The 26,786-nt window shown below is 68.2% G+C and carries 32 protein-coding genes and 2 pseudogenes; 18 read left to right on the forward strand and 16 right to left on the reverse strand.

Annotation, left to right across the window (positions count from 1 at the left end; all coding sequences use genetic code 11):
* Positions 1-211 precede the first annotated feature (211 nt).
* Positions 212-1,090, forward strand: a complete 879-nt coding sequence (locus tag B0F77_RS49450) for an NmrA family NAD(P)-binding protein (RefSeq protein WP_086668938.1) — start codon at positions 212-214, stop codon at positions 1,088-1,090.
* A 67-nt stretch (positions 1,091-1,157) separates the two neighbouring features.
* Here the strand turns inward: B0F77_RS49450 and B0F77_RS43530 are convergent.
* A pseudogene (locus B0F77_RS43530) lies at positions 1,158-1,495 on the reverse strand (transposase); the annotation flags it as partial.
* A gap of 145 nt (positions 1,496-1,640) precedes the next feature.
* On the opposite strand from B0F77_RS43530, the gene B0F77_RS49455 reads away from it, so the two are divergent.
* Entirely contained in the window at positions 1,641-1,802 is a 162-nt protein-coding gene (locus tag B0F77_RS49455; protein ID WP_211294335.1) for a hypothetical protein, read from the forward strand.
* A 263-nt stretch (positions 1,803-2,065) separates the two neighbouring features.
* On the opposite strand, the gene B0F77_RS43540 is transcribed toward B0F77_RS49455, so the two are convergent.
* The gene (locus B0F77_RS43540) at positions 2,066-2,986 is read right to left on the reverse strand and encodes a nuclear transport factor 2 family protein (protein ID WP_086668939.1); all 921 of its coding nucleotides are present in this window, start codon (positions 2,984-2,986) and stop codon (positions 2,066-2,068) included.
* Between the two features lie 106 nt (positions 2,987-3,092).
* Here B0F77_RS43540 and B0F77_RS43545 point away from each other — a divergent pair, with 106 nt between their 5' ends.
* Together B0F77_RS43545 and B0F77_RS43550 are read left to right on the forward strand one after the other, a co-directional pair.
* A complete protein-coding gene (locus tag B0F77_RS43545; protein ID WP_211294329.1) occupies positions 3,093-3,710 on the forward strand; it encodes a TetR/AcrR family transcriptional regulator in 618 nt (205 codons plus the stop codon).
* Positions 3,711-3,746: 36 nt separating this feature from the next.
* Positions 3,747-3,929: a hypothetical protein gene (locus B0F77_RS43550; protein ID WP_086668940.1), complete on the forward strand. Its 183-nt coding sequence runs from the start codon at positions 3,747-3,749 to the stop codon at positions 3,927-3,929.
* A 134-nt stretch (positions 3,930-4,063) separates the two neighbouring features.
* Here B0F77_RS43550 and B0F77_RS43555 read toward each other — a convergent pair whose 3' ends face one another.
* The gene (locus B0F77_RS43555) at positions 4,064-4,762 is read right to left on the reverse strand and encodes a carbonic anhydrase (RefSeq protein WP_158102992.1); all 699 of its coding nucleotides are present in this window, start codon (positions 4,760-4,762) and stop codon (positions 4,064-4,066) included.
* A 180-nt stretch (positions 4,763-4,942) separates the two neighbouring features.
* Complete coding sequence (locus tag B0F77_RS43560) at positions 4,943-5,428, reverse strand: FCD domain-containing protein (RefSeq protein ID WP_086668942.1); 486 nt, start codon at positions 5,426-5,428, stop codon at positions 4,943-4,945.
* Between the two features lie 32 nt (positions 5,429-5,460).
* Here B0F77_RS43560 and B0F77_RS43565 point away from each other — a divergent pair.
* A pseudogene (locus tag B0F77_RS43565) lies at positions 5,461-5,643 on the forward strand (L-lactate permease); the annotation flags it as partial.
* Positions 5,644-5,744: 101 nt separating this feature from the next.
* Here B0F77_RS43565 and B0F77_RS43570 read toward each other — a convergent pair.
* Positions 5,745-6,194 (reverse strand): GbsR/MarR family transcriptional regulator, encoded by a 450-nt coding sequence (locus B0F77_RS43570; protein WP_086668943.1) that lies wholly within the window; start codon positions 6,192-6,194, stop codon positions 5,745-5,747.
* Between the two features lie 139 nt (positions 6,195-6,333).
* Here B0F77_RS43570 and B0F77_RS43575 point away from each other — a divergent pair, with 139 nt between their 5' ends.
* Both B0F77_RS43575 and B0F77_RS43580 read left to right on the forward strand, forming a co-directional pair.
* Positions 6,334-6,837 carry a DUF998 domain-containing protein gene (locus B0F77_RS43575; protein ID WP_086668944.1) on the forward strand — a complete coding sequence of 168 codons (504 nt, stop codon included), beginning with the start codon at positions 6,334-6,336 and terminating at the stop codon, positions 6,835-6,837.
* A complete protein-coding gene (locus B0F77_RS43580) occupies positions 6,726-7,028 on the forward strand; it encodes a hypothetical protein (protein WP_158102993.1) in 303 nt (100 codons plus the stop codon). Before B0F77_RS43575 ends, B0F77_RS43580 begins: the two co-directional genes overlap by 112 nt.
* Positions 7,029-7,219: 191 nt before the next feature.
* Here the strand turns inward: B0F77_RS43580 and B0F77_RS43585 are convergent, their stop codons facing one another.
* The 4 genes from B0F77_RS43585 to B0F77_RS43600 all read right to left on the reverse strand — a co-directional run bounded on the left by B0F77_RS43585 (position 7,220) and on the right by B0F77_RS43600 (position 9,147).
* Positions 7,220-7,501, reverse strand: coding sequence for a glycosyltransferase (locus tag B0F77_RS43585; protein ID WP_086668946.1), 282 nt, complete (start codon positions 7,499-7,501; stop codon positions 7,220-7,222).
* On the reverse strand, positions 7,498-8,097 hold the full coding sequence (locus B0F77_RS43590; RefSeq protein WP_086668947.1) for a TetR/AcrR family transcriptional regulator: 600 nt from the start codon (positions 8,095-8,097) through the stop codon (positions 7,498-7,500). The genes B0F77_RS43585 and B0F77_RS43590 overlap by 4 nt, the downstream gene beginning before the upstream one ends.
* A gap of 39 nt (positions 8,098-8,136) precedes the next feature.
* The gene (locus B0F77_RS43595) at positions 8,137-8,433 is read right to left on the reverse strand and encodes an amino acid kinase family protein (RefSeq protein WP_211294330.1); all 297 of its coding nucleotides are present in this window, start codon (positions 8,431-8,433) and stop codon (positions 8,137-8,139) included.
* Between the two features lie 120 nt (positions 8,434-8,553).
* Positions 8,554-9,147 (reverse strand): Rv1733c family protein, encoded by a 594-nt coding sequence (locus B0F77_RS43600; protein ID WP_086668949.1) that lies wholly within the window; start codon positions 9,145-9,147, stop codon positions 8,554-8,556.
* A 166-nt stretch (positions 9,148-9,313) separates the two neighbouring features.
* On the opposite strand from B0F77_RS43600, the gene B0F77_RS43605 reads away from it, so the two are divergent.
* Both B0F77_RS43605 and B0F77_RS43610 read left to right on the forward strand, forming a co-directional pair.
* The gene (locus B0F77_RS43605; protein ID WP_211294331.1) at positions 9,314-9,811 is read left to right on the forward strand and encodes a hypothetical protein; all 498 of its coding nucleotides are present in this window, start codon (positions 9,314-9,316) and stop codon (positions 9,809-9,811) included.
* Between the two features lie 64 nt (positions 9,812-9,875).
* Positions 9,876-10,322 (forward strand): universal stress protein, encoded by a 447-nt coding sequence (locus B0F77_RS43610; RefSeq protein ID WP_086668950.1) that lies wholly within the window; start codon positions 9,876-9,878, stop codon positions 10,320-10,322.
* Positions 10,323-10,378: 56 nt separating this feature from the next.
* Here B0F77_RS43610 and B0F77_RS43615 read toward each other — a convergent pair whose 3' ends face one another.
* The 6 genes from B0F77_RS43615 to B0F77_RS48380 all read right to left on the reverse strand — a co-directional run bounded on the left by B0F77_RS43615 (position 10,379) and on the right by B0F77_RS48380 (position 15,576).
* Positions 10,379-11,257 carry a universal stress protein gene (locus tag B0F77_RS43615; protein WP_086668951.1) on the reverse strand — a complete coding sequence of 293 codons (879 nt, stop codon included), beginning with the start codon at positions 11,255-11,257 and terminating at the stop codon, positions 10,379-10,381.
* Positions 11,254-11,826, reverse strand: coding sequence for a CBS domain-containing protein (locus B0F77_RS43620; RefSeq protein WP_086668952.1), 573 nt, complete (start codon positions 11,824-11,826; stop codon positions 11,254-11,256). The genes B0F77_RS43615 and B0F77_RS43620 overlap by 4 nt, the downstream gene beginning before the upstream one ends.
* Before the next feature lie 26 nt (positions 11,827-11,852).
* Positions 11,853-12,005, reverse strand: coding sequence for a hypothetical protein (locus tag B0F77_RS48375; protein WP_158102994.1), 153 nt, complete (start codon positions 12,003-12,005; stop codon positions 11,853-11,855).
* A gap of 31 nt (positions 12,006-12,036) precedes the next feature.
* A complete protein-coding gene (locus B0F77_RS43625) occupies positions 12,037-14,604 on the reverse strand; it encodes a cation-translocating P-type ATPase (protein ID WP_086668968.1) in 2,568 nt (855 codons plus the stop codon).
* A 9-nt stretch (positions 14,605-14,613) separates the two neighbouring features.
* Positions 14,614-15,303: a lycopene cyclase family protein gene (locus B0F77_RS43630; protein ID WP_086668953.1), complete on the reverse strand. Its 690-nt coding sequence runs from the start codon at positions 15,301-15,303 to the stop codon at positions 14,614-14,616.
* A 102-nt stretch (positions 15,304-15,405) separates the two neighbouring features.
* On the reverse strand, positions 15,406-15,576 hold the full coding sequence (locus tag B0F77_RS48380) for a hypothetical protein (protein WP_158102995.1): 171 nt from the start codon (positions 15,574-15,576) through the stop codon (positions 15,406-15,408).
* 348 nt (positions 15,577-15,924) lie between these two features.
* On the opposite strand from B0F77_RS48380, the gene B0F77_RS43640 reads away from it, so the two are divergent.
* The 8 genes from B0F77_RS43640 (at position 15,925) to B0F77_RS43675 (ending at position 26,003) form a co-directional block, all read left to right on the forward strand.
* Positions 15,925-16,848 (forward strand): alpha/beta hydrolase family protein, encoded by a 924-nt coding sequence (locus B0F77_RS43640; protein WP_245849456.1) that lies wholly within the window; start codon positions 15,925-15,927, stop codon positions 16,846-16,848.
* A 68-nt stretch (positions 16,849-16,916) separates the two neighbouring features.
* A complete protein-coding gene (locus B0F77_RS43645) occupies positions 16,917-17,957 on the forward strand; it encodes a rhamnogalacturonan acetylesterase (RefSeq protein WP_086668956.1) in 1,041 nt (346 codons plus the stop codon).
* 29 nt (positions 17,958-17,986) lie between these two features.
* Positions 17,987-20,227 (forward strand): rhamnogalacturonan lyase family protein, encoded by a 2,241-nt coding sequence (locus B0F77_RS43650; protein WP_086668957.1) that lies wholly within the window; start codon positions 17,987-17,989, stop codon positions 20,225-20,227.
* Positions 20,228-20,335: 108 nt separating this feature from the next.
* Complete coding sequence (locus B0F77_RS43655) at positions 20,336-21,223, forward strand: alpha/beta hydrolase family protein (protein ID WP_086668969.1); 888 nt, start codon at positions 20,336-20,338, stop codon at positions 21,221-21,223.
* Between the two features lie 97 nt (positions 21,224-21,320).
* Positions 21,321-22,418, forward strand: coding sequence for a glycoside hydrolase family 43 protein (locus tag B0F77_RS43660; RefSeq protein ID WP_086668958.1), 1,098 nt, complete (start codon positions 21,321-21,323; stop codon positions 22,416-22,418).
* Positions 22,419-22,678: 260 nt separating this feature from the next.
* Positions 22,679-23,872: a fumarylacetoacetate hydrolase family protein gene (locus B0F77_RS43665; protein WP_086668959.1), complete on the forward strand. Its 1,194-nt coding sequence runs from the start codon at positions 22,679-22,681 to the stop codon at positions 23,870-23,872.
* A 128-nt stretch (positions 23,873-24,000) separates the two neighbouring features.
* Positions 24,001-24,384 carry an alpha-L-rhamnosidase C-terminal domain-containing protein gene (locus B0F77_RS43670; RefSeq protein ID WP_342746909.1) on the forward strand — a complete coding sequence of 128 codons (384 nt, stop codon included), beginning with the start codon at positions 24,001-24,003 and terminating at the stop codon, positions 24,382-24,384.
* Positions 24,385-24,623: 239 nt separating this feature from the next.
* A complete protein-coding gene (locus tag B0F77_RS43675; RefSeq protein ID WP_086668961.1) occupies positions 24,624-26,003 on the forward strand; it encodes a S1 family peptidase in 1,380 nt (459 codons plus the stop codon).
* A 117-nt stretch (positions 26,004-26,120) separates the two neighbouring features.
* Here B0F77_RS43675 and B0F77_RS43680 read toward each other — a convergent pair whose 3' ends face one another.
* The gene (locus B0F77_RS43680; RefSeq protein WP_086668962.1) at positions 26,121-26,486 is read right to left on the reverse strand and encodes an ArsR/SmtB family transcription factor; all 366 of its coding nucleotides are present in this window, start codon (positions 26,484-26,486) and stop codon (positions 26,121-26,123) included.
* A gap of 182 nt (positions 26,487-26,668) precedes the next feature.
* Here B0F77_RS43680 and B0F77_RS51020 point away from each other — a divergent pair.
* Positions 26,669-26,786: CBS domain-containing protein (locus tag B0F77_RS51020; protein ID WP_425435818.1), on the forward strand; the 118-nt coding region annotated here is incomplete at its 3' end.

Here is a 26,786-nt window from a genome sequence, read left to right on the forward strand (position 1 = left end):
GGAATGCGTTCCGCCTAATGTCTAAGCGGAACGCATTCCGTTAAGACTCTACGTCAGACGGAGCGCGCGGCTGCCCGCCACTGCCGGCCGGCGCCGCACGCCGTGGGCGGCCGGCGACGACGCCGGAAGGCTCCGGATCCCCGCAGGAAGCTCATGGCCGGCGTACCCGGGCCGGGCGGCGCCCTCAGACCGCATTCGAAGGGAAGCAGCAATGGTGGAGACAGTCCTGGTCATCGGGGCAACCGGCCAGGTCGGATCGCAGATCGTCCGGGAACTCGACGCGAACAGCGGCGATCTCGCGGTGCGCCTGGCCACGCGCCGGCCCGAAGCCGCCGAGCAGTGGCGTGCCGAGGGCCGCGACGCGGTCGTACTAGATCTCGACAACCCGGCGCACTACGCGCGGGCCCTGGAGGGTGTGAGTCGGGTCTTTCTGCTGACGGGCTACAGCGCGGACATGCTGCATCAGAGCAAAAGGTTGGTCGATGCCGCTGCCACCGCCGGTGTGTCCCACCTCGTGCACCTCGGCGTCTTCAACTCGGGAGACGACGACATCCCGCACTTCTCGTGGCATCAACTCATCGAGACCTACATCAAGGCGAGCGGCATCGCGTGGACGCACCTGCACCCCAACGTCATCTACGGCGACGCATGGGCGGCTCCCATCCGCGAGACCGGCACGCTGACCGGCTGGTGGCAGGAGGCACCGCAGGGCTACGTCCACACCGCCGACATCGCTGCCGTCGCCGCCGAGGTCCTGCGTGAAGGGCCCTCGCAGCACGGCGGCGCCGACTACTGGCTGAGCACGGAAGTGCTGACGGGCCCGCAGATCGCCGACATACTCACCGACGTTCTGGGCCGGGAGATCACCTACACCTCGATGGGACCCGACGACCTGGCCGACGGCGTGGCGAAGATCCCCTCTGCTGCGGAACGCCTGTACATGCAAAGCGCCGTGCAGACGATGCGTCAGGCGGTCGCCGGACACATGAAGTTTCAGAACGTGGTCCGCGACGACGTTCAGGCCGTTCTCGGGCGGCCCGGCGTCACGGTCCGGGAGTGGGCGCGCCGGACGTTCGCCGACGCGACGTGAGGTCCGGCCGGGGTCGTCCTGCGGGTGATCTTCGGTAAAGCGATGGCGTGGTGCACTCCGTCGCAGTCGTCTTGCCAACAGCGCCTTTAGCGCCGGATTCCTCCCAGGCCCGGCAGTCGTTGCGGTTGCCGGGCAGCGGCCGGCCGACCGCCACGACCAGACGGGTGTCGGCGTCGATGACGACTTGGTGGTTGGTGGAGTAGCGATAGTTCTTCGACTGTGCGGCCACCGTGTGGTCACGGGTGGGCACCAGGGTGCCGTCCACGACCTCCAGGGCCGCCCAAGTCGGGGTTTCTTCGCGACCTCGCCCCGCACCACGGTCACCAACTCGGCAAAGCGGCGAGGACTCAGCCCGGTGAACGCGGCTGTCCAGGACGGCTCCGACGCCGTGATCACACCGGCCAGACCAAGATGATCTCACCGTGGCCGGCTTGGCCCGCAAGCGCATGGCCGCCGGAGTGCTGTTCCGCGACAAGTCCGGCAGGGTGCTGTTGCTCGATCCGTCCTACAAGCCGAACTGGGAGATTCCCGGCGGAGCAGTGGAATCGGCATGGTGTTCACGGATGGCGAGATCCTCTCCGCCGGCTTCCACAGCTTGGAAGAGGCCCGGAGCAAGGTGAAGCCACTGCTGGCTGACCGTCTTGCTGCCGCCGTGCAGGCCGCCGAACATGGTTCCACCGCGTTGTGCGAACAGGGACAGCGGGTCGCGTAGTCACTGTCCCTGCTGCTCCGGTTAAGCGGTCAGCACGACCGAGTCAGGTTGATCTCGCGGTGCCGGAACCGCGGTGATACTGCCTACTGCGTCCTTTGCGGTCGTGTGCTGCTTGCCGGCCGTCCGGTAGAGGCTGTCGTGGGACTCGTCGCCAGGATCCGAACTCCGGAGCATGACGCAAGAACGGCGGCGACCACGTCGCGGCACCCGTCCAGCACGTCGTGTCCGGGCATCTGATCAAAACCCGGACGCCGTGACGGTCATCAGAACATCGTGTTGTCGTTCGCCGAGGTCGCGGGCACGGCCTGGACCACGTCCCAATGCTCGACGATCTTCCCGTCCTTCCCCACGCGGAAGATGTCGACGACCGACTGTCCCCGGTCGTCAGGACCGGTCCGGTAGTGAGCGTGGACCGCGACGATGTCCCCCTCGGCAATGACCCGCTTGCGTTCCACGGTCAGCTGGGGGAACTGCTGGAACACCCCGGAGAACAGTTCCCGCAGACCTGCCGAGCCACTGGGGATCGAGGGGTTGTGCTGGTGGTACTCCGCAGCAAGGTGGTCGACGGCATCGACGTCCTTGCGGACGAGGAGTTGGTCGAAGTACCCGGTCGCGACCGACTTGGCGAACGGCGTGACCCAACGCGGGCCGGGCTGGTTCGTCCGCGGTGAGCTCACCGTCGAGAACATGTCGTTGCCGCTGACGGAGGTCGCGGGCACCTCCTGGGAGGTGTCCCAGTGCTCGGCGATCCGGTTGTCCCGGTCGAAGCGGAAGATGTCCACGACCGCCGAGCCGCGCGCGCCGGGTGTGAGCACCACGTTGGAGTGCACCAGCACCAGGTCTCCTTCGGCGATCACGCGCTTGATGTCGTACTTCAGGTCGGGAAACTGCGTGGCGAGGGGCGCCGCGAAGGCCTTGAGCGCCGCGGTTCCGTCCGGAGCCAGCGGGTTGTGCTGGATGTAGTCGGGCCGGATGAACCGGTCCACGACGGAGACGTCGCCATCCTCGAAGAGCCGCTTCAGCACCCTCACCGTGATGGCCTTGTGCAGCTCTTGCGCGCTGGTTTGCCAAGCGCGCACGGGAGGCGGGCTCGCTGCAGCGGGCGTGACTCCCGCCGTGGCACCGAAGATCGCGCCAGCCAGCAGGGTCGCGAGCGCCTTCCTGGACAAGGCAGTGGACCGCATCTGTTACCTCCGACTCGTGGACTGTGGCGACAGCCTACGTCATTTCTGTCAGCGACTGACACAGTCTACAGTTATTGACAGGTCTGGCGGACAGTACAGTTGCCCGGTGACCACGAGAAGGCCCGGCCTGCGGGAGAGAACCCGTCAAGCGGTGCGGTCGCAGCTCATGGACGTCGCGTGGGACCTGTTCGTCCAGCAGGGCTACGACGCCACGACGGTGGACGAGATCGCTGCCGCGGCCGGCATGTCCCAGCGCAGCTTCTTCCGCTACTTCGCCTCCAAGGAGGACGTCGTCCTCGTGAAGTTCGAGGCGGTTGGCGCGCTCCTGGCCGGCGTGCTGGCCGACCGCCCCGCCCAGGAGGACGCCTGGACCGCGCTGCGTCACTCGTTCGACGTCATCGTGGAGGCGACCGAACGCGACCCGCGTCACGGCCTCGCACTGCTGCGGATCACCGACCAGTCCGCGGCGCTGCGAGCCGGTCGGCTGGACCAGCAGCTGCAATGGCAGGAGTTGCTGACCCCACTCGTCGCCACACGCATGAACCTGCCGTCCGCCGGCGCAAACCACGATCCGCGCCCTGCCGCGCTCACCGCCGCCGCCCTCGCCTGCCTGAACGTCGCCAACATCGTCTGGCTGGCCAGCGAAGGGACCGATTCCCTGCGCAGACTCGTGGACGACGCGATGTCCGCCGTGCAGCCCGTGCGCCCACACCACGACTCGTAGTCGCAATTCGATCCGACGTCGCCACTACCCTGACCGGTGATCGCGGACCGATCGTGGCTCGACGCGCTACGCCCGGCCGAGGGCGACCGGGCGACCAGGGCGGCGGTCGTCAGGGACATGTCCGTCGAGGTGATCATCCAGGGCGTGCAGCGAATCTACGCCAATGTCGCCGGGGAGTTGTCGTCGCTGGCCGAGGAGAAGTTGACAGGCTGTTTCTGACAGCCGAAGTCAACAGTGGACACCGGCCCCGCGGCCCGCGTTGCCGTCACAACCTTTCACTCCCGCACTGCGCTCGCGGCACCAGGCTCGTTCCACCAGCCTGGTTGCGCTCGAACCGTTCGGCCGGCTGGAGATCAGTACATCGTGACCTTGGCCGTCGCGAGGTCGTACGACGCGCCGACCACCCGCAGCTTGCCCGCCTTGATCGCCTCGGCAAGCGTCGGCGTCTGCTCCAGCGTCGTGACGACGCTGCGCACGTGCGCCTCCAGAGCGGAGGCGTAGACGTCCTCGCCCTTCGCCGCCTTCGCTGCCGGCAACAACGCCGTCACCAGCGCGCCGAGCGGTCCGGACGGCAGCTTCGACGGGTCCTTCGCCGCGTCCACGGCCGCCTTCACCGCGCCGCAGTTCTGGTGCCCGAGCACCATGATCAGTGGCGTGTTCAGCGCCAGCACGCCGTACTCGATCGTGCCGATCGTGGGCTCCGACAACACGTTGCCCGCAGTCCGCGTGACGAACACGTCGCCGAAGTCCTCGTCGAAGACCACCTCGACCGGCACGCGCGAGTCCGCACAGCCGAAGACCTGGGCGTAGGGCGACTGTCCCGTGGCGTGCTTGCGGATGTCGTCCAGCGTCTGCACGTGCAGCCGCTCGTTGGCGAGAAGGCGCTTGTTGCCCTCCAGCAGCCGTTGCAACGCACCGTCGGGCGTCTTCGGCAGATCAGTGCTCTGCGGCGCGGGCACCGTCGTCGCGGTCGCCCCGCCGGAGGCCTTGATGCCACCGGCCGCGCACGCGCTCACGGCGACCGAGATCCCGCCGAGAGCCAGACCACGCAACAACGTTCGCCTGGCGGAAACGCCCTGAGAGCGCTCTTCAACAGTCGTATCAAAAGTATCCACAGTGGACATGCTAGGGGGCCTGTCCACTGTGGAGTCGTTGGCAAGACACCCCCGATCGAGTGCCATTTACCCAGCAACCACGCCGGAGCCGCGCCCGGATATCCGGTTTGCCGGACGTTAGCGATCTCGCGCGAGTTCCTCGATCCACGGAACTTCTTCAGCGATCTCAGGAAGCCGCGTCGCGCTCCAGAAAAGGCGCCAGGCGGTCCCTGGCGCGGTCGAGATGATCCCGCACCGCCTCGGCGGCACCGTCCGCGTCCCCGGCTTCGATCCGGTCGAGGATCGCCGCATGCACAGCCGCATCTCCCCCATCAGCGCACGGTACAGCCGCGAGATCCGCTCGCTGCCCACCGTGTCCACAATGGACTCGTGAAACCGCACGTCCGGCTCCACGATCTCGGTCGACGAGGCCTCCCCGACCGCTTCGATCTCGGCGAGCGTCCGGCGGGCCTCGTCCGGCACCTCCCGGCGCGCGGCCATTCGCCGGACCGCCTCGGACTCGATGTAGCTTCGACTGAAGTACAGGTCCTCGATGTCGGCCCGGCTCATCGACGGCAGCCGTGCGGTCTTGTGGGCGTCCCGCCGCAGCAGGCCCTCGGCCACCAGTTTCTCGATCGCGGCCTTGGCGGTCGGCCTGGCTGGGCGCCGCGATCACGGGTTCCGACACGTCGTCGAACTCGCTGTTCGGCGCCCTCCCGGTGGCCGCGGCGCACAAGACCGGCCTCGACCCGTACCTGCTCGCCGCCGCGAACTCCTCCGCGGGCGTCGTCGGCAAGATGATCTCCCCGCAGAACCTCGCCGTCGCGGCGGACGTGGCTCATCACGGCGCGACCGCCGTCCGGCGTTCTCACCGAAGTTCAGACCCGAGCAGGTGTTGCCGAACTGCCCACAGCCCGCCGGATCAGGCTGTCCTGCCTGGTCATTTGAGGTGCGGAGGCGGCGCGTTGTCGAACACCGCGGCCATCCACTCGAAGGTCGCCTGCGCCTCACGAACGCGCGCGGCTCGTCCCTCGTCCGACCCGACCAGGTCCAGGCCCTGGCGGGTGATGTCGAGGAACGACGTGATGCCGGCGATCTGCTTGCGCACCACGACTGCCCAGGCGCCCTCCGCCATCCGGTAGTAGACCGTCCGGTTCCCCGGCCGGGTTCTGCTGGCCAGAAACCCCATGCTGGACAACAACCTCAGGTTCGAGGTCAGCGAGGCACGGCTGGCGCCGATGGCGGCACTGATCTCCCCGGCGGACTGCTCCGGCGGATCGCAGACCATCAGCCACCCCAGCACCCGCCCGGCGATCGGCGGCACCCCGTCGCGCGCCAGGTACATGGCGACCTGCTCCACCCACTCCAGCAACGCCTCGCGCCCAGCCACCCGACCACCTTCTTACAGAAGTTTCAGCATAAGCTAAAATAACTGTACCGCCACGGGCTCGTGGCGGTACCAACGGGTGAGCCGGGAAGTCTGGTCGGCACGCGATGCTCGCTGTCGCGGAGAACAGGAGGACATTCCGATGACCAACCCGAAACCCGGCTCACGCGTGCTGCTGGCCAGCGGCATCGCTGCCGGAGCCCTCATCGAGGTGGTCCTGTGGGCCGACGGCGCCACCCGCACCGGCTACAGCCTGTGGCATCACGGCGCCAGCCAGCTCGGCACCGGTGACCGCGCCTGGCTGCAGACCGCGAACTTCGTCCTCGGGGGCCTTCTGCTGGCCGCGTTCGCCTTCGGACTACGCCGCACGTCGAAGTCGGGCCCTGGCGCCACCTGGGGCCCGCGTCTGCTGGCGACTGCGGCAGCTGGGCTCGTGCTGGCCGGGCTCGTACCCACTGACCCCGCGCTCGGGTATCCGCCTGGGCAGCAGGCCACGGAGTCACCGCCGGCGGCGCTGTCCATCAGGTGGCGGGCTTGGCGCTGTTCGCCGGGCTCAGCGCGGCGGCCTTCGTCCTGGCTCGACGACTGGGCCAGACCAGCCGAAACTGGGCGATCTACTCCCGCTTGTCCGGCGCCTTCGTCATAATCTTCGCGTTCGCCGCGGGCATCGCCTACCGCCTCGACACCCTCGACATCTGGCGCCCTGCTCCTGCCGGCTTGCTCGAACACCTCTCCCTGCTCACCGGGTTCAGCTGGACCGTCGCCGTGGCCGTCCGCCTACTGCGCGCGAGCAGCGTCGACCCTGTGGCCGCCAGAACTGGTGCTGGGCACCAATGATCACGAAACGTCGTCGTTGGCAGCGACGTCGCTCGAAGTCGCAGCCGACACGGACACGCCGTGCAGACTTGGTACGCCGTAACAACTGTCTGGACCAGATCTTGCCCTCCTGATGGCCACACAGGCGCGGACTGGAGTACTGACGGTGGTCACCGCCTACGTGCTCCTGCTCGCCACCATCGAGCCGCTGCTCACCCGCTGGTCCGGTGAGTGGCTCCGGCCGCGGCCGCGATCTTGCCGCGCACGCCCCGGTAGCCGCTCTCGATCGCCTCCTGGATCACGGGGTCGTTCATCAGCCTGTTCGGGCCTTCGCCCAGTGTCGCGAACTCGACGTCACGCTCCACCGCGTCTTGCGCGTACGACTCCGGAGCGGTCAACACCACCTCATGACCGCGTTTGAGCAACGCCACCGCCAGCGCGAGAAACGGCTGCACGTCCCCACGGGTCCCGTGGGTGACCAGCAGAGCCCTCATCGGTTGTCCACATCGTTGAACGCCGTCAGCCACCGGTCGTCGGAGAACAGGCCGCCGGTGAGCATCTCCAGCCCAGCCCGCGCGCCTCGCACCGCGATGGCCGTCTCGGCCGGGTCGCCGCCCAGCAACCGGCCGACCTGATCGCCCAGCACCAACGGCGCCAGCAACCAGGACACGTAGGTGACCGCCCGCGCCCGCGCGTCCTCCGTCGCCCGCACCCAGCCCTCCGCCTCGCCCTCGGCCAGCCACTGCTCAGTGCGTTCCACGATCTCGGTGAACAACGTCGTGGCCGCATCCGAGCCGTCCAGCAGGGCCCGCCCCAGATAGCGGCGCAACGGAGTCGCCGCCCGCAACACCTCCCCCAGCGCACTGATGTCGGCATCGTCACCGGCCCTGATGGACTCGAGCACGTACTCGTCGCACGCCTGCCGCAGACCGTCCTTGGATCCGAAGTGATGAAGGACCAACGCGGCCGACACACCGGCATCCGCCGCAACCGCGCGCACCGATGTGGCCGCGATGCCGTCACTGCCGAACCGAGCCAGGGCCGCGTCCCGGATGCGGGCCCGCGCGGTGAGATCCGAAGCTGAACGCATGTTCAGAGTATTGAACGTGCGTTCAGTCTTCGCAAGGCCTCAAGAGCGGATCGTGGTCCCGGCCTCGCCGTGCAAGATCGCTTCCGCGGCCGTCAGCGCACCGACGGCCGCCGGCGAACCGGTCGCCTCGACGAACCGGCGACACGCCTCGATCTTCGGCCCCATGGAGCCGTCCGGAAAGCTCAGGTGCTGGAGGTCGTCCACGGTGAGCTGGTACAGCGGTTCCGCGTTCGGAGTGCCGAAGTCACGCTGGACCGCGGGCACATCGGTGAGCAGCAGGAGCCGGTCGGCCTTCAGGTCGATCGCGAGCCGTGCGGACGTGAGGTCCTTGTCCACCACGGCCTCCACACCACGCAGGTAGCCGCGCGGCCCACCTGACCGCCCGCTGCGCCGAATCCGATCCGTCGAGTCCGGCCACGACGACGTTCGAGTGTCCGATCGGGACGGTCCGGTTACTCATCGGCCCGTCCACTCCACGGCGATCCGCTCCCACTCGTTCGCCCACTGCCGCAGGCGGAACCGCTTGTGCGCGAACGTCACGGCGAGGTACAGGAGCGCCATCGAACCGGCCGCCGCGCCCCACAGCATGAGGGCGAGCACGATCGCGTCGATCGCGGCGCCTCCATTGGTCATCGGAGGTTCGCTCGCCTTTCCGTTCTGGTCGATCCAGATCGACACCGCGGCGCCGGCCTTGGCGTCGTAATGCGCCTGAACGTAACCCTGACGGGCACTTCCGTCCCGCAGCCGCCACTTGGCGAGCACGGACGTCGTCTCGACGGTGCCACCTCGCTCGGAGGATCCGATCGTGGGTGGAGCGTCCTCGATCAGAATCGCCTCCGTGCGACTCCTGGTCGCCTGCTCGACGACGACGCGCTCCCGCTGCGTGGCGTAGATCTCCGAACCGGCCGCACCGGCGACCGGAACGCCGAGGAGCGCTACCGCGACGCCCAGCACGAGCACCGTGCTCTCGATCCGGTCGCCTGTCGTGGCGAGCTTGTTCCGGTAGGGGAAGGCCTGATGGACGAGTCTGGACATCGGTTTCGCGCTCATGGTCCACCTCCGGACTCAAGGCTTCCGGGTGGACGCCCCGCTCCCCAGGGACCAACGTCTCGACCCCGCTGAGCCTGTGGTCTCGGTCAGAAGGAGGTCCCCGTGCGGTGTTGACGGCCTGGGCCTGGGCGAAGCCTGGAGGCAACTTCGAATCCGGGAGAACGCCATGACCACGCCGCTCCTCGTCACCGACCGCGAGCGCTACGCCGACGTCCGTGACCGCGCGCTCGCCGCGATGCTCGCTGAGGAGGACGCGGCGGAGGATCTCGGTCTGAACCCTCTGGAACGCATCTCGTGCCGGCTGCATCGTCGATGGCTGCACCACTGCGTTCACTCCGCGGATCACGTCATCAAGGTCACCGGTCACCGCTGGTGCCGTGGCTGCTCGTCCATCGCGTCCGTCGGTGTCGACGAGCTGACCGGCGACGTGATCGTTCGGTGCGAGACCTGTCGGCAAACGCCCGACACCACTGCCACACGTCAGATCGTCCGCACGTGCCGGGCGAGTCTCGCTGCCGCACAGGGATTCTTCCCCGACCAGATGATCGGGGCAGCGGTTCAGGTCGCGTGTCGCTTCGGCGCGGAACAACCTCCGCTCGAGTTCCTTCGAGGGTTCGCCTCCGACACGGTGTCAGCAGTGCGGATGGACTCGCCCAGGTCATGACGTTGGCCCCTGCCGACCGGTGTGCGGCGAGAGCCACGCTCGTGATGAGCGATGGGAGTAGAAGATGAGGACACCTGTGATCGTGGTGGGCGTGGACGGTTCCGCGCAGTCGAGTGCCGCGCTGCGGTGGGCACTGGAGGAGTCGCCGCGCCGCGGCGCGCGGGTGGAGGCGGTGCTGACCTACTTCCACGAGCCGGTTTTCGTCCCGGCGACGTCGATGGGCCTGCACCCGTACAGCGAAAGGCCGCAACGGCATCCCGCACAAGAACTGCACGCCAACGTGCAGCTGGCACGCGCGGCGGTGCCCGACGCACCGGACGTCACCGAAGTCGTCGAGGTGGGCGACGCGGCGGATCACCTCGTCGAGGCCTCCCGGCACGCCGACCTGCTCGTGATCGGGACGCGTGGCCACGGACGGCTCGCGGGAGCGGTGCTGGGCGGAGTCGCCGCGAAGTGCCTGCACCGCGCTGAATGCCCGGTCGTGGTCATTCCGCCGAACGCCGTGAAGTGACCTGGGACCGACCGAGGCGGCCTCCCTGCTGCGGGGAGGCCGCCTCGGTGTTCCTCTCACTCGGCGGGACGGACGATCGCCAGCGGGCACGGGGCGTTGTAGACCAGTGCCTGGCTCGTCGACCCGAGCAACATGCCCGCGAACCCGCCGTGCCCGTGGCTGCCCACGACCACGAGTTGGGCCTCCGCGCTGTACCGCATGAGAGCCCGCACCGGACGGTCCCGCAGCACCACGCGGTGCACCTGGACGTCCGGGTACTTCTCCTGCCACCCGGCCAGCCGTTGCGCCAGCAGCCGCTGTTCGTCCGCCTCGACCTGGCCCCAGTCCACAGTGAACCGTGAGGCGCTGTACGCGCTCTCCACCATGAAGTCCTGCCAGCACATGATCACGGTCAACGGACAGCCCCGCATCGACGCCGTCTCGAAGGCGAACGCCAGCGCGGCCTCGCTCGTCGGGGAGCCGTCCACCCCGACCACGACCGGCCCGCCCGGCACCTCGGTACCGCGGACGACGACCGTCGGGCACTTGCCGTGTGCGGCGAGAGCGAGCGCGGTCGAGCCGACCAGCAGACCGGTGACGTTGCCGAGTCCCTGCGACCCGAACACCATCAGCCGTGCGTTCCGCGACTCCTTGATCAGCAGATGCGTCGCGTTGTCGTTGACGACCTCGGTGATCACCTCGACGTCCGGTGCGGTGGCACGGGCCGCGGCGACCGCTTCGGTCAGCCACGCCCGCGCCTGTTCCTCGATGGCGTGGCTGATCTCGGCGCCGGTCAGGATGATCTCCGGGTATCCCCTGACAGGCAGGGAATACCCGTGCACCAGCCGCAGCGGGGCGTGGTGGCGGGCGCATTCGTCGGCGGCCCACTTCACCGCGGCCAGCGCCGACGACGAGCCGTCGACACCGACCACGACCGGGGCGTCGGGTCCCTTCATCGTTCTCCCTCCGTCAGTACGCGGACACGCAGCACCCCGGGCACAGAACCGGCGAGCGCGGTGAGCACGCGTTCGGTTTCCTCGTCGGCTTTCTCGCCGTCGACCACGGCTTCGCCGTCCTGCACGACAACCGTCCACTTGCGACTGCCACCGTCGTGGAGATCCAGCATGCGTTGTACTTCAGCCGACACGGTCGTGTCCGTGCGCGCCAGAACGCGCACGAGGTCTCGACGGGTGACGACGCCGACGACCTTCGAGCCGTCGACGATCGGCAGGCAGCGGATGTGGTCGTCCACGAACACTCGGGCGATCACGGCACCCTGTGCGCCGGCGTCCATCGCGACGGCGGGTGAAGTCATCACCTCGCCCACGGTCCGGCCCCTCGTCTCGTCGACGTAGCCGCTGCGCAGCAGGTCCGCCTCGGTGATGATGCCGATGAGCCTCTTGTCGTCGTCCACGACCGGCAGCGCGGTGAACCCGTGCGACACGAGCAACGCCGCGGCGCCGCGCACGGGTACCTCCGGTGTGACCGTGATGGCCGGACTTGTCATGATGTCGCGAGCACGCATGGCGCTACTCCCTTCCACTTCCGACGTTAGGAACGAGCCGCGCCCGTGGACGCGGCCGTTGGTCCCGCACCATCCGGGTCCTTGGTGCCGACGAGCAGCAGTGCCTGCGGGAAGCCCGCCAGCTCATGGCGCTCGATCAGGCCGGCCCGCCACTCCTGGCGGTGCATCAGGTGGATCACCGGACCTGAGCCACTCTGTGGCATGCCGTCGTCACGGCGTAAGGGGCCGCTCTGGCCCTGTGAAGTGCGCTTTACGGGCCAGATACGCCTTGGTGACAGCGTCTGCCGCCACCACGACGGGCACCGCCGCGAGAGCCAGGCCCCAGCCGAGCGCCGAGGGCGCCGATCCGCCGAGCAGGTCCGGCAGCGGTGGCACGAACAGGAAGACCGCCAGCACGGCAAGTTCGAACGCCACCGCCCACAGCAGCAACCTGTTGCCGCGCAACCCGACGCGCGGTACGGACCGGGTCGCGCTGCGGCACGCGTAGGCGTTCGCGAGCTGGCCGAGCACGATCGCGGCGAACGCCGTACCTGAGGCTGTCGCGAGCAGAGCCGTGTCCGGAGTGGTGCCGAGCCGCCAGCCACCCACGAAGAGCACCGCGAGGAATGCCAGCATCGACATCGCCGCCTCCGCCGGTCCGAGCACACCGAACACCCGGCGCAGCAGCGACCCGTCGATGAGCGACCCGGTCCGCAGGCGTCCGTGCATGGTGCGCTTGTTCGGCGGCTCCGCGCCCAGCGCGAGCGCGGGCAGCAGGTCGGTGCCGATGTCCAGTGCCAGCACCTGCAGGACGGTGATCGCGAGCGGGATCGATCCGCCGGACAGCGCCCACACCACGAACGGCGTGAGTTCGGCGACGTTGTCAGTGAGGTGGTAAGTGAGGAAGCGGCGGATGTTCGCGAACGTCGCGCGGCCCAGCTCGACCGCGCCGACGATCGTGCCGAAGTGGTCGTCGAGCAGCACGAGATCAGCGGCCTCGCGAGCCACGTCGGTGCCGGAGGCGCCCATCGCGACGCCGATGTCGGCTGCGCGCAGCGCTGGTCCGTCGTTGACGCCGTCGCCCGTCATCGCGACCACGTGTCCCCTGCGCTGCAACGCTGTCGCGATGCGAAGCTTGTCCTCCGGAGTGACGCGGGCGAGCACGACGCCGTCCCGGTCGAGCAACGTGCCCAGCTCGTCCTGGTCGGCCGGCAGGTCCTTGCCCTCGGCCACAAGACCTTCGGGCCCCAGCAGACCGACCTGCTCGGCGATGGCCCGCGCGGTGGCGGGATGGTCGCCGGTGATCATGGCGATGCGGATGCCCGCGGACCGGCACGACGCGATGGCTTCCGTCACGTCGTCGCGCGGCGGGTCCTGCAGACCCACCAGACCGAGCAGTTCGAGGTCTCGTTCGGCTTCCTGCCAGGTCTGCCCGCGACCCGCCCTGCGCGCCACCGCCAGCACCCGCAGCCCGCGCCGCGCCAGACCGGCCAGCGCCTCGTCGGCACCCGGCACCACTCCGCACAACGGCAGAACCGAGTCCGGTGCGCCGGTCACGTGCACGCCGTCGGAGTCCACAACGGACGATCGCCGGCGCCTCGGGTCGAACGGGAACCGCACGGCGTCCTCCGAAGGACCGTCGACCCCCAGACGTGCGGCGAGAACGTGCAACGCGACCTCCATCGGGTCACCGACGGGAAGCCATCTGTTGTCGTGATGGCGTGCGTGGGCGGTAGGTGAACACCGCTTCGCGGACGAAGCCAGCGCACGCACTCGTTCGACCGCCTCGGAAGCACCGTGTACCGAGCCGGTCGGCTCGTAACCGTTGCCGTGCACAGTCACTTCGCCACAAGGCGTCCACACGTGCACGACCGACATCTCATTGCGTGTCAACGTGCCGGTCTTGTCGGTGCAGATGAACGTCGTTGCGCCCAATGTCTCGACCGCGTCGAGCCTGCGCACCAATGCTTTCCTGGCCGCCATGCTCTGCGCCGCACGGGCCAGCGACAGCGTGACAGTGGGCAGCAGCCCTTCCGGTACGAGTGCCACCGTGACGCCGATGGCGAACAGGAAACCCTCCGCGATCGGGAGCCCCAGGAGCACTGCGACGCCGAAGAAGAGCACGCCGACGGCGACCGCCATCACCGCGACAGCCACCACGACCTTGTGCAGCTGGTGCGCAAGCGGGCTGCGCGGCGGCTTCGCTTCCTGGGTCAGCGCGGCGATGCCGGCGAGTTTCGTGTGCCCGCCCGTCGCCGTCACCAACGCCGCTGCTTCGCCTTCCGTGACGTAGGTGCCCGCGTAGACGTGTTGTCCGGTCTCAGGTCTGGTCGGGACGCTTTCACCGGTCAGCATCGACTCGTCGACGGCGAGCCCTGCCCCGTTCAGCACCTCGCCGTCTGCGCAGACCCGCGCACCGGCCTCCAGCATCAGCTCGTCGCCGACGACCAGTTCGGAAGCGTCGACCTGCTGGAGGTGGCCGTCCCTGCGCACCGTGGCGCGCACCGGCATCAGATCCCGCAACCGCTGTGCCGCGCGATCGGCCCGGTATTCCTGAGCGAACGCGAAAGCACCGTTGAGCACGACCACGACGACGATGGCCACCGCCAGCGCGGGCATGCCCGCGACCAGGGCCAGCACCGCGGCCGCCCACAGCATCAGCGCGAAGAAGTGGACCAGTTGCTCCACCAACAGCAGCAACGGGTGCCGCCGTCGCGCGACCGGCAACGCGTTGGGCCCGTCATCATGCAGTCGCCTCGCCGCCTCGGCCGAGGAAAGTCCCGTTGTCGCGACAGTCATGAACACATCTCAGCGGGGCTGGAGCAGGACACCCAGGGCGTGACGTCCCGCCGGATAGGGGACGATGTTCCCTGTGCCGGTGTCCGCCCCGCCTCGACCTTGCGCCCCGGTGGCACACCGGAACCGGCCGTGACCGGAGCCGCTGCGACACGGCTCGCGTTGAGCGGTCTGCTCACGCTGCTCCCGGGCATCGGTCTGGTGCTGCTCGCACGTCAGGGTCCCGACGGTGCGCACCCGCCAACCCCGGAAGACCAGCTGCGCGTCGACCGGCGGCTGCGCCGCGGGTCCGATCACGCTGTCGAAGACCCACCGCGCACGCATGTGCCGGCCATCGACGATCACCCCGTCGTCCTGCACCTGGTCCACATGACCGCTGAGGAACGTGAAATGCCGCAACGGATCGGCGAACCTCCGAACCACGGCGGCGAAGTCGTCGCCGCGCACCACCCGATAGCGATAGCGGCCGAGCTCCAGCACCTTCGTGCGGCCGTTCACGTGCGCCCGGATCCGGTCGAACCACCGGCTCGCGGCGGCGTCCAGCAGGCCAGGCCGAGCGCTCCAGGAAGCCCAGGTCATGCCACTCAGCGGACGGCTGCCGTCGTCGGCCACCACAACCGGATGGCGGTGGTCCAACACGGCGAGGTGAGCGGCGAGGCTCAATCCGCTCAGTCCTCCACCGACGATCACGATGCGCGTCATGGCCTACATGCTCGCCGTGCAGACCGTTCGTCCGACACGGCATTGCGCACTGCCGTGGTGAGGACCTTCGGCTCGCATGCCGCGCCTGACCTCCGGCCAGGCTCACGCCAACGTGCTCGTCACTCCGCACCTGGCCGGTTGGCAGGACACGAGCTGCGCCGCTTGGGCGAGTTCACCGTGGCCGAGGTCGCGCGCTTCGTCGGAGGTGAGCCACTGCACGGCCGGCAGACCGTCCGGACAGGACCACATCTGTTCGGCGCTGCGGAGTGGCACGACTTCGGACGACACGTGCCGACTGAGCTCGTCGTTCGAGAATCAGCCTGATTCAACTGACGTCGTCGAATGTGCCATCGAATTTCGACAATACTGTGCACGTTCACAGAATCTGGTCGCGAGAGGCTTGAATCGATCACATACATGCGGTTCTATCAAGGACAATTGCGGTATTCCGGGACCGTGCACGTTCACATCCAACTGCTCGCGACGCTGGCATCCGGGCTCAGGGTGTCCAGTGGGACAACGCGTGCCCGCTACCGGGCCTCCGCTGGACACCCTGACAACCCGAACGACCCAGCTCTGAATTCTCTTTCGCCGCCCCTGCCGAGAAAGAGGTACTGCACCTTGTCCCAAATCCAGCTGTTGAGACGAGCGGCGATCGCCTGCACGGCCGCTCTCGGCATCCTCGCGTCCACCGTGGCCGCGGGACCGGCGTCCGCGGCGGACAACCCGTACCAGAGAGGCCCCGACCCGACCCGCGAGAGTGTGGCCGCCAGCCGCGGCACGTTCGCCACCGCGGAGACGAGCGTGGGCGGAGGGAACGGCTTCGGTGCCGCGAAGATCTACTACCCCACCGTCACCAGCCAGGGCACGTTCGGCGCCATCGCTGTCTCGCCCGGCTACACCGCCACCTGGGCGGCCGAGGGTGCCTGGATGGGGCATTGGCTGGCCTCGTTCGGGTTCGTCGTCATCGGCATCGACACCATCAACCGCAACGACCGCGAGTACGCGCGGGGTACCCAGCTGCTGGCGGCGCTGGACTACCTGACCCAGCGCAGCTCGGTGCGCACGAGGGTCGATCCGAACCGCCTCGCTGTGATGGGCCACTCGATGGGCGGCGGCGGAACCATCTCGGCCGCCCTGCGCCGGCCGACTCTCAAGGCGGCCATCGGACTGGCGCCGTACAGCCCTTCGCAGACCACAACGGACATGCGGGTCCCCACCATGCTGCTGGCGGGGCAGAACGACGGCACGAGCACCCCGGCGAGCATCCTCACCCACTACAACAACATCCCGGCCTCGACCGAGAAGGCCTACCTCGAGCTCACCGGCGCCGGGCACGGCTTCCCGACGTCGAACAACTCCGTCATGACGCGCAAGGTCATCCCCTGGATGAAGATCTTCATCGACCAGGACGCGCGCTACCCGCAGTTCCTGTGCCCACTGCAGGACTGGACCGGCATCAGGACCTACCGCAACAGCTGCCCCCTCCTGCAACGGCGGCACCAGTCAGACCTGGACCAAGCGGTGACGAGGAACCGCACCTGACCGCCTGACCAGCCACCACCGCCGCACCGCCGCCTTGAGCGGTTTCTCGACGTGTGACAGGAGAATCGATGTCCCTCAAGCGCCTCGCGCTCCTCACCGCCGCCCTGAACGTGGCCGTGCTGGCCCCGATCCCTGCTGTGGCGGCAACTGCGGCGTTGCCGCCACAGTGCTCTGGCACCGCGCCGATCAAGTGCAGTTTCAACGTCGCACCAGGAAACTACGACGTCACCGTGGAACTCGGCAGCACCACCAAGGCAGCCAACACTTCCATGTCGGTGGAAGCCCGCAGGCAGGTCCTCAACGCCGTCTCCACCACCGCCGGCCAGATCGTCCGCACCAAAGCCACGGTCAACGTCCGCAACCCCGAAGGCCAGCCCACCGGCCAGGGCGGCACCGGCACACCGGGCCTGCAGATCACGTTCAGCGGCAGCGCACCCGCGATCGGCTCACTGACCGTCACCCCTGCCCGGGCTCCCCTTGCGGTCTACCTCGCCGGTGACTCGACCACCTGCGACCAGTTCTACGTGCCCTACGCCGGCTGGGGCCAGTTCCTGCCGGCGCGGGTTCGCGAAGGTGCCGTGATCGCGAACTACGGCGACTCCGGCGAGAGCTCCGGCAGCTTCCTGTCCAACAGCGCGCTGTTCCCGACGATGAAGCCGCTGATCAAGAGCAAGGACCTGGTGTTCATCCAGTTCGGTCACAACGACAAGCAGACCACCGCGACGGCCTTCCGCGACAACCTCACCCGGATGATCAACGGTGTGCGCGAGCGCGGCGGCGTTCCGGTGCTGGTGACACCACCGGTGCGCAGGCGGTTCGACGGCAGCAAGCTCGACGGCGTCGCGTTGCACATCAACGGCAAGGGCGTGGACCTGCCCGCCGTGATGCGGTCACTCGGCCGCAGCGCCAACGTGCCGGTCATCGACCTGACCGCCAAGAGCAAGGCCCTCGTCGAGTCGATGGGACCGTCGGCATCTCAGGCGCTGTACCTCACCAAGGAAACCGGCGACAACACCCACTTCTCCGAGCGCGGCGCCGCGGAGATGGCGACCCTCGTCGTGCAGGGCGTCCGGGAGCTGAACCTGCCGCTGACCGACCACCTGCGCTGAGCTTTCGACTGACCTGTTGGAGGTCACTCATGCTTTTGCACCGATGGCGCGCCGCACCGCTGGCCGCCGGCGTCGTCGCCCTGACCTTGGCCGGCAACGGTCTTGTCAGCTCGGCGGCCTCGGCGGCGGCGACCCGATACGAAGCGGAAGCCGCGCCGGCCACCTGTGCCGGCGCGATCGAGTCCAACCACGCCGGCTACTCCGGCAGCGGGTTCTGCAACGGCGACAACACAGTCGACGCGGCGACGCAGTTCACCGTGACCGCCGCCGAGGCCGGTACGGCGACCATCGCCGTCCGGTACGCCAACGGCGCGACCGACAACCGCCCCACCGACGTGCTCGTCAACGGTGCGGTCGCCCACTCGGGCGCCGCGTTCGATCCGACCGGAGCCTGGTCCACCTGGGGCACCAAGACGTTCACCGTGTCAGTGAACGCCGGTACGAACACGATCCGGCTGGACCCGTCCACCGCGGCGGGCCTGGCGAACATCGACTACCTCGACCTCGAAGCCGGTGGCACTCCGCCACCCGCGGGCAGGCAGCTGGAGGATCTCAACCGCGGTCTGGTCAGCGTGCGCTCCGGATCCGGCAACCTGGTGTCGTGGCGGCTGTTCGGGACCGAGCCGGCCTCGACCGGGTTCAACGTCTACCGCGGCTCCACGAAGCTCAACGCCGCGCCGATCACCAGCTCCACGAACTTCCTGGACTCCGGGGCACCGGCGGACGCCTCGTACACGGTCCGCGCGGTCGTGAACGGCACCGAGCAGGAGCCGTCCGAGCCGTCGCTGCGCTTCACCGGAGGCAACTACCTGGACGTGCCGATCTCCAGGCCGGGAAGCAACTACACGGCCGGTGACGCGAGTGTCGGCGACGCGGACGGCGACGGCCAGTACGAGATCTTCCTCAAGTGGGATCCCAGCGACCAGAAGGACAACTCCCAGTCCGGTCGCACCAGCAACGTCTACCTCGACGCGTACAAGCTCAACGGACAGCGGCTGTGGCGCATCGATCTCGGCCGCAACATCCGCGCCGGTGCGCATTACACCCAGTTCCAGGTGTACGACTACGACGGCGACGGCCGGGCCGAACTCGCGGTGAAGACGGGTGACGGCACGGTGTCGGGCACCGGCCAAGTGATCGGCAACGCCAACGCCGATCACCGCAACTCCGACGGCTACATCATCACCGGACCCGAGTACCTGACCGTGTTCAACGGGCTCACCGGCGCCGTCATGTCCACGGTGAACTTCGAGCCGGCCCGCGGCAACATCTGCGACTGGGGTGACTGCAAGGGCAACCGGGGTGACCGGTTCCTGGCGGGCACCGCCTACCTCGACGGGCAACGGCCCAGCATCATCATGGGCCGCGGCTACTACGAGAAGAGCACGATCGCGGCCTGGGACTTCCGGGACGGCCAGCTCACCCGGCGCTGGAAGTTCGACTCCGGCAGCGCCGGCCGGCAGTGGACCGGCAGGGGCACCCACTCACTGTCCATTGCGGACGTCGACGGCAACGGCACCGACGAGATCATCTACGGCGGCATGACCATCAACGCCGACGGCACCGGACGCTACACCACGAACTTCTACGCCCACGGCGACGCGTTGCACGTCAGCGACTTCGTGCCCAGCCGCCCCGGACAGGAGATCTGGCAAATTCACGAGCAGAGCTCCGGCGCCGCCGCCACCCTGCGCGACGCCAACAGCGGCGCCGTGATCATGCAGAAGAACAACACCTGCAACTGCGAAGGCCCCGCTCGCGGTGTGGCCGGCGACGTGTACGCCGGCAATCCCGGCGCCGAGTTCTGGGGCAAGGGCACCGGCCTGACGAGCGCGTTCAACTCCTCCGGCGGCAGCGTCGGACGAGCACCCGCCAGTGCGAACTTCCTCGTCTGGTGGGACGCCGACCCGGTGCGCGAACTGCTCGACGGCAACCACGTCGACAAGTACGGCACCAGCGCCGACACCCGCCTGCTCACCGGTTCCGGCGCACACTCCATCAACGGAACCAAGTCCACCCCGTCGCTGTCCGGCGACCTGTTCGGCGACTGGCGCGAGGAAGTCGTCCTGCCCCGCGACGACAACGCCGCACTGCGCGTCTACGCCACGACGGTCCAGACCGACAGGCGGATCCACACCCTGCTGCACGACCCCCAGTACCGCGTGGCCATCGCGTGGCAGAACACCGCCTACAACCAGCCGCCACACCCGAATTTCTTCCTCGGCAACGGCATGAGCACGCCGCCACAACCGAACATCCACCTCCGCTGACCCGATGGTCCGGCGGGTCAGCGGCACCTACCCGGCCCGTCTGACCGCGACCAGGTCTCCCGCCGCCAGCTCCGCACCTCACCACCCCTGCAAGGAGCCATCGTGTCGATGCAACGACGTTCTTTCCTGAGGCTGAGCACGGTCGCGGCGGCGACCGTGGGTGGCGCGACCCTGCTCGGCACCAGCCTGGCCAGTGCCGCCGCCCCGGTCTCGCCTCTGGGAACCGCGCCGTCCACGCCCTTCGCCGTCGGTGTGCGCCAGTACAGCTGGACGCGCGGCAGCCGCAAGATCAACACCTACGTCTACTACCCCGCCGCCGGCACCGCCGGCGGCAGCCCGGTGACCAACGCCCCCGTCGCCGCCGGTGTCTTCCCCGTCTACAACTTCACCCACGGCTTGGGCAGCAGCCCGCAGAACTCCCTGTTCATCATCAGGGCCCTCGCCTCAGCGGGCTTCGTCGTCCCCGCCCCGCACTTCAACCACAACTTCGGCGACGTCAACAACGGCAACACCTCCAAGGACGTCTCGCAGGTCCTCACCAACACCCTCGCCCTCAACGCGAGCGGCCCGCTGGCCGGGCACATCAACACCGGCCTCGGGGTCGGCGTCTCCGGCCACTCGCTGGGCGGCATGGTCACCCACGGCCTGCTCACGTCCTGGCCCGACAAGCGGATCATCTCGGCGAACCCGCAGTCCTGTGTGGACATGGGCAACCCGTCGAGCTCCGTGAACGCCAAGGTCCTGTTCGTGCACGGCGACAAGGACTCGACCACGAGCTACTCCTCGGCCCGGCAGGCCTACAACGAGATCAGGTGGCCCAAGGCCTTCCTCACCTTCGTCGGCGGCAGCCACACCAGTTTCTGGAGCGACCAGCGCTTCCCCAGGACCGTCGTCGACTGGGCCCGCTGGACCATGTACGGCGACACCGCCGCACGCGACCGCCTCCCCGCCGACGCGTCCGGATCCAAGACCCGGTGGGAAGCCCAGCTGGGGTAACACGAGATCTGCCGGGGCAACGCTCTGGCGGTGCCCCGGCACGGTGCCAGCAACCCTCCGCAATCACATTTCTCCGCAATCACATTGGACGGGCTCGATGACACAGTCTTTCCACGGCAATGCCTCACCGCGACGTCCGCTCAGACGCCGCACCGCACTCGTCCTCGCCGGCGCGTTGATCGTGAGCGGCGCCGCTGCAGTGGTCGCGGGGCCGTCGGCTCAGGCCGCGGTGATCGACGCGGCGCCGGCACCGAAGTACGCCGGCTACCTGTTCTCCTACTTCACCGGCGAGAACACCGCCTCCGGCGAGCAGGTCTACTTCGCACTCAGCCAGGGCAACGACCCGACGCGATGGCGCCAGCTCGACACCGGACGACCGGTGCTGACCTCGGCCATCGGGACCCGCGGCGTGCGCGACCCGTTCATCCTCCGCTCACCGCAAGGCGACAAGTTCTACCAGATCGCCACCGATCTGCGGATGTACGGCAACGGCAACTGGGACCAGGTGCAGCGGACCGGCAGCAAGTCCATCGTGGTCTGGGAGTCGACCGACCTGGTGAACTGGAGCGCGCCGCGCCTGGCGCGGGTCTCACCGGACACCGCCGGCAACTCATGGGCCCCTGAGGCGTACTACGACGAAACCCTCGGTCGGTTCGTCGTGTTCTGGGCCTCGAAGCTGTACTCCCCCAACGATCCGAACCACACCGGCAACACCTACAACCGGATGATGTACGCCACGACGTCCGACTTCCGCACCTTCAGCGCCGCTCAGGTCTGGGTCGACAAGGGTTACTCGACGATCGACTCGACCCTCACCAAGCACAACGGCACCTACTACCGCTTCACGAAGGACGAGCGGAGTTCCTCACAGTCCGCCTGCGGCAAGTTCGTCCTCGCGGAGAAGTCGTCGTTCATCCTCAGCCGCAGCTACTCCTTCGTCGCCGAGTGCCTCGGGAAGAACGCGATCAGGCAAGGCGAGGGACCGCTGGTCTTCAAGTCGAACACCGAGGAACGCTGGTACATGTTCATCGACGAGTACGGCGGCCGGGGCTACGTCCCGTTCACGACCACCGACCTCAACGCTCGGCAGTGGACGCCCGTCTCCAGCTACACCCTGCCCGGCCGGCCGCGCCACGGCACCGTCCTGCCGGTCACCCAAGCCGAGTACGACCGGCTGCTGCGGCGCTGGGGCTGAGCGCCCTGTGGTGGACCGCGCCGCCGACCAGGCGGCGCGGCACATCATCGAGTCCCACGTGCAGCAGGTTTTCGGAGTTCAGGAGCGCACAAGCTCTCAGTGCACGCTGTAGCCGCCAAGTGAGCGCTCTCGTGCGGTCACACGGTCGTCGTAGCCGCGGGCCCACCACCGCGCCGAGATCATTCCCGGCTGCATCGGCCGCCATCAGGAAGCTCGTCGGGATTTCGAGCTAATCTGCGGTGCGAGCAGGAGGGATTTCGATGCCGATCTCACTCAACGCCGCCAACGTTCTTCCCCAGGACGCGGCGGACGCCACACTTGTCGCGAGGGTCTTCGACCCGTCTGCGGGCGGCCCGTCGGTCGTGACGATCCGCGGCGAAGAGGTCGTCGATCTGTCGCCGCTGACATCGACCGTGTCGTCACTGCTCGAGCGGCCGGACGCGCTGGAGATCGTCAAGAACCACCCAGGCGGCACGTCGTGGCCGCTCGCGGAGGTTCTGGCCGCTACGACGAACCCGACCGATGCTGTTCCCCGGTTTCTGGCACCGGTCGACCTGCAGGTGCTCAAGGCCGCTGGCGTGACCTTCGTCCGCAGCATGCTCGAGCGGGTCATCGAAGAGCGCGCCGACGGGGATCCCGCGCGGGCCCAGGAAGTGCGACAGAAGGTGGGCGCGATCGTCCAGGGCCACATCTCCAGCCTGAAGCCGGGGTCCGCGGAGGCCGCGGAGGTGAAGAGAGTTCTTCAGACCGAGGGCCTGTGGTCGCAGTACCTCGAGGTCGGAATCGGCCCGGACCCTGAAATCTTCACCAAGGCCCCGGTGCTCTCGGCGGTGGGGCTGGGAGCCGACATCGGTGTACTCGCCCGCTCAGCCTGGAACAACCCCGAGCCCGAGCTCGTCCTGGTGGTGAACTCGCGCGGGAACCCGGTCGGCGCAACGCTCGGCAACGACGTCAACTTGCGTGACTTCGAGGGCCGCAGTGCTCTCCTGCTCACCGAGGCGAAGGACAACAACGCCTCTTGCGCCATCGGTCCGTTCCTCCGGCTCTTCGACGACGGGTTCACCCTGGCGGACGCCAAAGCCACCGAGATCGCCTTGGACATCACCGGCCCCGACGGTTTCGAGCTGCACGGCGTCAATCCGGTGTCGGAGATCAGCCGGGAGCTCGAGGACCTCGTGTCCCACGCTTTCGGCGCCCACCACCGCTATCCCGACGGCTTCGTGCTGTTCACCGGCACGATGTTCGCTCCAACCGAGGATCGGGACCAGCCCGGCGAAGGGTTCACCCACAAGATCGGGGACGTCGTTCGCATCTCTTCGCCCCGATTGGGCGCCTTGACGAACGTCGTGAACACGGCGGAGGACGCGGAAGACTGGACGTTCGGCATCACTGCGCTGATGGAGAACCTCGCCGCCCGCGGTCTGCTGAGCTCGCGCACGGAAGCGCGCTCGTGACCAAGGTGGTCGTCACCGACAAATTGGCCCTCTGATTTGGCGGCGGGCTATCCATTCCCACATGAACACCGACCCTGAGCCGCCAACCTCGACGCGCCTGCGTCCTCGTCACCGGAGGTGCCTCCGGCATCGGCCAGGCAACCGTCCTGCGCCTCCTGGCAGAGGGCGCTCACGTCGTCGCCGCAGACGTGAACGAGGCCGGTCTCGAAGACACGGTCAACCGCGCCGGCACCGACCGTCTCACCACCAGGGTGCTGGACGTCTCGCAAGAGGAGGCTGTCAACGCCGTCGTCGCGGACAGCATCCGGGCTCTCGGCCTCACCTGGGCAGAGGCGGAACTCGACTCCGTGCACGGGCGCATCGCAACCCACTGGCGGATCGAAGACGACCGGTTCCGCCTCACCGTCACGGTGCCGCCGGGAACAACCGCGACCGTGACGTTGCCAGATGGACGCACGTTCACCGCGGCCCCGGCACGCATGTGGAGAGTTGCTTCGTATAGGGCCGCGTGAACTGTCGTCACGCCACTTGTGGCTGCCGCACCAGGTGTCAGCGATTTGCAACCACGCGCTGCCATCGTCGCCCGCGAGTCCGGTGATCGATTCGCCGGAACCGACGGTTGAAGGGACGCGCGGCGATGCGGGCCTGCCCCGTCCGCGTTTCCCTTCCGTGGAACGCGAGTGTCCGCACGGGCATTCGTTGATGGGGGTACTTTTCTTTGAACAGACACAAGCGCCGAATCCTGATCCGTGTGATCGCCGCCGGTTCGGTAGCCGCCGCGGTGCTCGGTGCCGGACAGCCGGCCGGCGCCGCATCGAGCTCCACCGTCGTCACCGGCGACCAGGCGGCCACGGCCACGGCGGTCGAGGTGTTCACCGCGGCACCCGCGATTCCGGACCAGCTCGCCGACGACGTGGCCCAGGCTCTGGAGACGGCTGAGGCGCGCGCCGACGCGGATCCAGCGGACCTCGCCCCTCCGTATGTCGATCGGGCCACCGGGCGGATCGTCGCGGGCGTCCGTGCCGAGGCCGGTTCGACGAAGGTCGCCTACGCGGCGGCCAGCATCGCCGTCAACGCGTCCAATGACGACGACGGCAACGACGACCCGGCCCAGGACGGCATCGAGACCGGCAAGACCGAGGAACCGCCGGCCGCATCACCGGCCCCGGCGCCCAACCAGGTCATCATCATCCCGAGGATGTTCTACCCGAGCACGCCGAAGGCGAAGTACAGCCTCGCCGACCTCGACGCCGTGAAGGACGCGGTGCTGGAGTCCGACGTACCCGGTGTGGGCAACCTGTACGCCGCGTCTGTGGACGCCGAACGCAACCGCGTGGTCGTGCGCGCCACAGCGCTCACCGAGGAGACCCGCACGGCGCTGGCCACCCGGTACGGCGCCGACAAGGTCGCGGTTCACCTCACTCCGGGTGTGTCCCCTGGTGCCGAGTACAGCCGGGACGACGATGCCAACCCGTTCTACGGCGGTTCCACCACCAACACCAACGTGGGCACCTGCACGGTCGGGTTCTCCTGGACGCACCAGGGCGAGAGCTACTTCCTCACCGCCGGGCACTGCACGAGTGCCAACAGCGACGTGCGGATGCCGCACTACGGCAGCCAGAAGATCGGCAAGGTCGTCAAGGACAACTGGAACAACACGACCGGCTCGACCAAGATGAGCGGTGTGTCGTACTACAGCGGTGACCTCTCGCTGGTGAAGATGAACGGCAACTGGCTGACCGCCGGGGACATTTACGTCGGTGGGCCGAACGGAAGCTCGCACCGGAAGGTCAAGGGAGTCGCCTCCAAGTCGCCGAAAATCGGCGACAAGTACTGCACGGGTGGCACCACCAAGGGTGAGCTGTGCGGCTGGAAGGTCGCCGACCCCAAGACGAACATCAAGTACCGGGACGGCCAGATGGCCCGCAACATCACCCTGGGCAAGAAGAGCGGCACCTGCACCGCCCCCGGCGACTCCGGTGGCCCGATCTACACGATCAGCGGCGGAAAGGTCGTCGCGAAGGGCATCCACAGCGGCGGCGGCAAGTGGTCGGACGGCGACTGCCTGGAAGTGTTCACCGACATCCGGTTGGCCGAGAAGGCCCTGCCCGGCATCGTGAAGAAGGGCTGACGAGCCCCGTCATCGAGCGGCCGGGCGTCGACGCGCCCGGCCACCGACGAAGGCCCGGAGTTACCGGGGCTCGCGGCAACCGACGCCTTCACCGGGCAGGACCAGCGCGAACGGCACTCAGTTCTGTTTGCGAGTGCGGCTGCGGGGCAGGGCGACGGCTGGTGCGCGAAGGTCGTCGAGGAGCTCCATCTGGCCGGTGATGACACCGGTGAGGATGAGCCTGGCGACCGCGAGCAGTTCGGCGACGTGGGGGCTGGTCAGCGAGTAGAAGACGTTGGAGCCTTCCTTGCGGGTGGTGACGAGCCCGGCGCGGCGCAGTACGGCCAGTTGCTGGGAGAGGTTGGCGGCTTCGATGCCGACTTCGGGGAGCATCTCCGCGACGGAGTGTTCGCGCTCGCTGAGCAGTTCGAGCACCCGGATGCGCGCCGGGTGGCCGAGGGTTTTGAAGAACTCCGCCTTGACCTGGTAGAGGGGCCTGCTCATCGGTGCCCCTTCCCGCCGACCGTCGTCATGGTGCTGATCCTCCCTGGTAGATCCCCGCTGTTGCGACTCGGGATGCGTTTCAACGGGATTCAGCAGTTGCTAATCTTACCAAGTAAGCAACGCCGGTCACCTCGCACAACGGTGGGAGGACGGACATGAGTGAGCCGACGACAGCGGATGTGATGTGCCGTCGGGTCGTCACGGCGGCCCTGGACACGTCCTTCAAAGAGCTGGTCGGCATCATGATCGCTCATGAGGTGATCGCGATCCCGGTGGTGGATTCGACCGGGCGCCCGGTCG

The organism is Lentzea kentuckyensis (assembly GCF_002150765.1).
Taxonomy (GTDB): Bacteria; Actinomycetota; Actinomycetes; order Mycobacteriales; family Pseudonocardiaceae; genus Lentzea; species Lentzea kentuckyensis.